The 2,685-nt window shown below is 29.4% G+C and carries 3 protein-coding genes; all 3 read right to left on the bottom strand.

Going from position 1 to position 2,685, the window contains the following annotated elements:
* Positions 1-618 (bottom strand): PLDc N-terminal domain-containing protein (locus CI949_RS19620; protein WP_290769567.1); only part of this gene is annotated, 618 nt, incomplete at its 3' end.
* Positions 619-799: 181 nt separating this feature from the next.
* Entirely contained in the window at positions 800-1,300 is a 501-nt protein-coding gene (locus CI949_RS19615; protein ID WP_143008788.1) for a hypothetical protein, read from the bottom strand.
* A gap of 423 nt (positions 1,301-1,723) precedes the next feature.
* Positions 1,724-2,685, bottom strand: a 962-nt coding sequence (locus tag CI949_RS19610) for an efflux RND transporter permease subunit (RefSeq protein ID WP_290769563.1), incomplete at its 5' end; no start/stop codon positions are given.

The following is a 2,685-nucleotide window of genomic DNA, read 5'->3' as shown; positions in this document are numbered from 1 at the left end:
AAGTACAAATGGCGCAAAAGGAACCGCCTTTCCCCCTGCATCTTCCAGCTTATAAATTGAATAACGGGAAAGATTTCTGCAGCCCATCCGGTCATAGATCAGCCTGACTTCCACACCTTCTGCTGCTTTTTTAGTTAAAAGCCGCATAAATTGATCTCCAAGCCGGTCATCATTAATTATATAATAATTTGCATGCACAAATTTTCTAGCATTCTTTATATCTTCAAATAGATCAGCAAATTTTTCGCGGCCGCTGGTATAGATTTGAAGCTGATTATATCCTATACCGGTAGGAAGATCATTTTTGGAGGCCAGCCTGATAATACTCTGCTCTAAATGGTCAAACTCCGTGATTCGTTGATTTAATTCTGCTGAAATTAACTTTTTATCATATTTTTTCACCTCATCTTCCTCCCGCTTGCGCTGAAAAACTTTTCTCTTTTTTGGGGTTAAGCCTAAAAATAGATAAAGTATAAAGCCGAGCACCGGTATCAGAGTCAAAATCAAAAGCCAGGCCCAGGTGACTGTCGGATCTTTTCTTTCAAAAAAGATTAGCAAAATAATAAAGACTATATTTAAGATTATTATTCCTGTGGGTAAAAATGATAAATAATTCATAACTGCTCCTTCAGAATTCTAACTTTTTTTATTCACAAGTTAACTTTTTAGCTAAAAATAATAACTAAAATTAATCTGTATTTCATTTGAGTTTCTAATCAAAAATTTTGGAGTTTAATTCACCATCGATTTTATAAAAACTTCTCCATATTTCTCTTTTAAATCTTTTTAGATAATATTTTTAAGATTTTTTCAAAACGTTATATTTCAACTGCAAACTTTTAGCCAACATGGAATCTGAATTGATCACAGAATTTTTCAGCTTTGAAAGCAAATTGTAGTTTCTACTTGAAAAATCAGTTATTATACCATCAATTCCATTTTTAAAAAGTGGATAAGCCATAGTGTCTAAATCTGAAAGCATCAGTTTATCAAAATTTTTTCTAACAAAAATAACTGTTTCCAAATCAAAATCCTGTGCCATTTCCAGATTAAAAATTAATCCTTTAATATTTTGAGAATTAATTAAATTATTCAACTGGCGATCTCTGCAATCTAAAAAATTTAATAGTGGATACATCTTTATTAATAATGGTAAAAAAGAACTGTCATTAATATAATTAAAATAAAAATCAAAAACACGTTTTTTAGATTTCTTTTTATAGAAAAATTCAGGATTTATCACTAAGTTTAAATTATTAGCTTTACTTGAATAAGAGAACATTTCAGTTAAAGAATTCAATCCTATTTGATCAATTTCTAAAAAAATATTTTTTTCTTATTTATTAAGTTCAATGATTCCATAAGTTTACATACTGAAATTTGTTGAGAGAAAATATAATTTATCAAATCATTATTTATATATATTCCACCATTATCTAGCGAACTGATTTCTATTATTTTTTTCTGTAAAACATTATTATCTAATTTTTTTTTATAATTAAAATTTGAAGATAATAATGATAGATAAAATTTATCCAACATAATCTTCCTTTCACTTTAGAAAAGAACATAGTTGCCTTTTTATATGAAACAATTTATCTTTAATTTAAATTGCTAGATTGATTTTTCACCTTAACTATTTAATTTTTTCATTTTTAATATATACTCCTGTTTCATTACCAGCCCAAACCACAAAAACTTTAAACTATTTAATTAAAAAACATTACTTATCAGTATTATTCAATTTAATATTGTGAACAATCGTATACATTACTGGTACTGCTACTAAAGTAATTAATAAGCCAAAAGCTAAACCAAAAATTAAAGTAACGGCCATACCTCCAAATAACGGGTCCCCACTTAACCATAACGGCAGCAAACCACAAATAGTAGTCGCTGAAGTTAAAAATATCGGTCTTAAACGCTGCTTTGCTGCTTCTAAAACTGCTTGTGCAGGAGGCTGCTGTAATTCATCTAATTCTATTTCAATTTGTTCAATTAATACAATAGAATTATTAACGATTATCCCCACTAAAGAGATAAGTCCTAAAGTCTCCATAAAACCAAAGTTCATCTCAGTAACTAATAATCCAATAACTACTCCTACAATTGCTAAAGGTAAGACTAAAATGATAGTTAATGGTTTTTTATAGCAGTTAAACTGAATTACAAGCATTAACAAGATGATTAAGGCTGCTAGTGGTAATTGCTCCTTAATTGCCTTATTAGATTCTTGAGATTCTTCAACCTCTCCCCCAAATTCATAGTTAACATCTGCTCCCCAATCCTGAGCCTGCTTTTCTAACCACGGCTTCAATTGATTAACCACTTCTTTAGCAGTTAAATTAGGCTGACTGATATTAGCTTTAACAGTCATTAAATTAATAGAATTTCTCCTGATAATGACTGATGGTTCCCAAACTACTTTAAGATCAGCAATTTGTTTGAGAGGCACTGTTTTTCCTGTCATCTGAGAATAAACCTGAATAGTTTTTAATTGATCTAAGCTAATATTTCTAGCTGCTTCTCCTCTTAAAACCACTGGAATATTATCTTCATTATTTCTATAATTAGTTAGTGGTATCCCATCTAAAATAGTTTGTAATGTCAATGCCACATCTCGATTAGTTAAGCTTGCCTTTTCTAAGCGGTTTTGCTTTATATCGATTTTTATTTTTTTAGTTT

Source organism: Halanaerobium sp., from assembly GCF_003070835.1.
Note: the sequence above shows the minus strand (reverse complement) of the source record. Positions and strands in the feature narration are given on the sequence as shown.